Here is a 2,694-nt window from a genome sequence, read left to right on the forward strand (position 1 = left end):
ATTCCCTATCAAGCAAAATGTGAAAGCGTAACATTACCGAATTTGAACTTGGTCGTTGAAAGTTATCGCGGCGGTGGCATGGATAGCTCCATTGAAGTTGACCTTGGTCTTGAAACCCTCACGCTTAGCATGACCATTTCTGATTGCTCTCCAGAGTTAATGGCACTCTTAGGGCGCACTGATGTCGACATTTCATTACGAAGTTCAATGCAAGCGCAAGGCACACCAGCAGAAGGTGTTGTCATTACCATGAGAGGACTATGCAAAGGCTTTGAAATGGCAGAATGGCAACCAGGCAGCAAAGCAACATCCACAACTACCTTCACATTGCAATATTTCAAATATGTCCAGAAGGACGTTGAAATCGTTGAGATAGACGTCCTCAACTTGGTGAGAAAATTCAATGGCGTCAATCAACTCGCAGACCATAGAGAAAATATAGGATTATAAAATGACCGTACAAACAAGCATTACACATAAATTATTGATACCTGTTACTTTTGAAGGAAAAGAGCACACCACAATTACCTTACAGCGCCCCAAAACAAAAGATGTGCAAGCAATCGACAAAAAAGAAGGCATAGAGCAAACAATTGCTATGGTTGCACGTCTTTCTGGATGGGCACATGAAGCGGTTGGAGAACTCGATATTAATGACTTGTCGAGCATTGGAGAGATTTTGGAGTCTTTTATCAAGCGGCGGGATACCTCGACTGGGAAACCGCCGCTAAACTCATAGCCGATATTACCATTGTGTTCCATTGGTCCCTTTCAAAGATGATGGAAATGGAACCGCAAGAACTCATATTCTGGCGAAATCAAGCAGCAGAAAGGTATAAGATAAAATGAGTGAAAAAGTTGCTGATGCAAAGGTAAAATTGTCTCTTGAAGACAAACTCACCGCACCTCTCAAACATCTTCAAAAAAAATTCGATACATTGTCAAAAACACTCTCACATAGTTTGGGTATTGTGCGCTTTTCTGCTGCTGTCAAAAACATGACAAAAAGCCTTCATGGCGTTCAAAGTGCTCTTAGCACAGCGGCAAGTCGTGCTTCAGTCTTTACCGGTGTCTTAGGGCTTGCTGGTGGTGGTCTTGTGGCAAGTGTAGCCGCCCTCACCATGAAAACCATGCATCTGGGCGATAGTCTTTATCACGCATCACACCATTTAAATATGAGTGTTGCATCACTTCAATTATGGGGTGATGCAGCCGATAATTCAGGCACTTCTGCCGAACTTTTTCAACAATCCTTAGCGGTTTTAAATAGGCGTTCAGCACAAGCATATGCCGGACAAAAAAGAGGCATGATGGGCTTTGAAGCACTTGGCATTTCTGTCAAAAACACTTCTGGAAAACTCAAATCCACTTCTGTCTTGTTAGAAGAAATTACCGACAAGATGAGTAAGATGAAAAGCCAAGCACAAAGACAGCATATTGCCGCTCTGCTGTTTGGGGGCGATGGTAAAGAAATGGCGACCATGCTTGCACAAGGCATGGCACCCATTAAAGAGCTGTTTGCAAAGGCGCGGAAAGGAAAATGGCTGATAGGTGCCGATGTCGCACGCTATGCCGCAGATTTGAGTGACAAGCTTGGTGCTTTTAAGAAAAAAATAGGCGGTATCGCGAGCTTTATTGGCGCGCGTTTCATGCCCGTGATTAATGATATGATTGACGGTTTTTCAAAGTTGATTGATGAAAACCGCGACCTCATTCAAACAACTGTTGCGAGCTGGGCAAAAACCTTAAAAAAAGTCCTTAATGATTTGATTAATCCTACCTCTGATTTAAGAAAAGGCATAAGTGATCTTATAGAGAGGATTAAAGGCTGGTTCCAATGGCTAGAACCTCTGATTGGTGAAATAACCCTCTTTAAGGTAGGACTTGTGGCACTTGGTTCGTTCATTTTTGGTCCACTCATTGCCGCAGCGGGAGCAGCGGGAGCAGCGTTTGTCACGCTTGGCTATACTATAATGACCACACCTATCGGTTGGCTAATTGGGGGTATCGCGGTACTTGCCGCACTCTATAAATATTGGGATGAACTCAATGGCTGGGTAGCTGCATCTTTAGCCGCGGTTGGAGCAGTTCTTACCGGAGCATTCATTGCGGCAATGGTACCGGCAGCTTCTGCAGTTGCGGGTCTTGCACTATCTCTTGTAGCTTCACTCATTCCAGCAATAACTGCCGTTAGTTCTGCTTTTATATCGCTTGGTATCGCAATCATGACCACTCCTATCGGCTGGATTATTGGCGGCATTGCAGCTCTTGTTGCTGCCGGATATCTGCTCTACAAACATTGGGATACAGTCATAAGCTTTATAAGCAAGCTATGGGATTCTTTTTACAGCTTATGTAGTAATGTTTTCAATAACCTCTTGACGTTCTTTAAAAACTTTTCACCACTGACTTGGATTTCGAAAAAAATCAATGAACTCATTGAATGGCTGTTTGGTGTCGATTTAATGGAAATAGGCTCCAATCTTATTAATGGGCTTTGGGAGGGCATCAAAAGCAAATGGGATGATCTGTATAACGGTTTTGGCAATATGATGAAGAAATTAACCAGTTGGATGCCTAATTGGGTGAAAGAAAAGTTAGGGTTTAATGTTTCAATAGACAAGACTTCAACGCAGACCATTAAAACCTTTACCGAAGAAACCAATGCACGTGCAAAAAAAATGGTTGATACAG

4 protein-coding genes are annotated in these 2,694 nt (G+C 43.0%); all 4 read left to right on the forward strand.

Annotated features, from left to right (window positions below):
• The coding region (locus ACFINL_RS09470; RefSeq protein WP_375651469.1) for a phage major tail tube protein at positions 1 to 450 on the forward strand (450 nt) is incomplete at its 5' end.
• 1 nt (position 451) lies between these two features.
• Positions 452 to 739, forward strand: a complete 288-nt coding sequence (locus ACFINL_RS09475) for a phage tail assembly protein (RefSeq protein WP_375632898.1) — start codon at positions 452 to 454, stop codon at positions 737 to 739.
• Between the two features lie 41 nt (positions 740 to 780).
• Positions 781 to 849 (forward strand): hypothetical protein, encoded by a 69-nt coding sequence (locus tag ACFINL_RS09480; RefSeq protein WP_375638239.1) that lies wholly within the window; start codon positions 781 to 783, stop codon positions 847 to 849.
• On the forward strand, positions 846 to 2,694 hold a 1,849-nt coding region (locus ACFINL_RS09485), incomplete at its 3' end, for a phage tail tape measure protein (RefSeq protein ID WP_375651470.1). The genes ACFINL_RS09480 and ACFINL_RS09485, both read left to right, overlap by 4 nt.

The sequence above is a fragment of the Bartonella sp. AA78NXGY genome (assembly GCF_042197005.1).
Classification (GTDB): domain Bacteria; phylum Pseudomonadota; class Alphaproteobacteria; order Rhizobiales; family Rhizobiaceae; genus Bartonella.

What these genes read in the sequence shown, in the direction of transcription:
- ACFINL_RS09475 (WP_375632898.1), top strand. Translation starts at nt 452, where the DNA reads ATGACCGTACAAACAAGCATTACACATAAATTATTGATACCTGTTACT.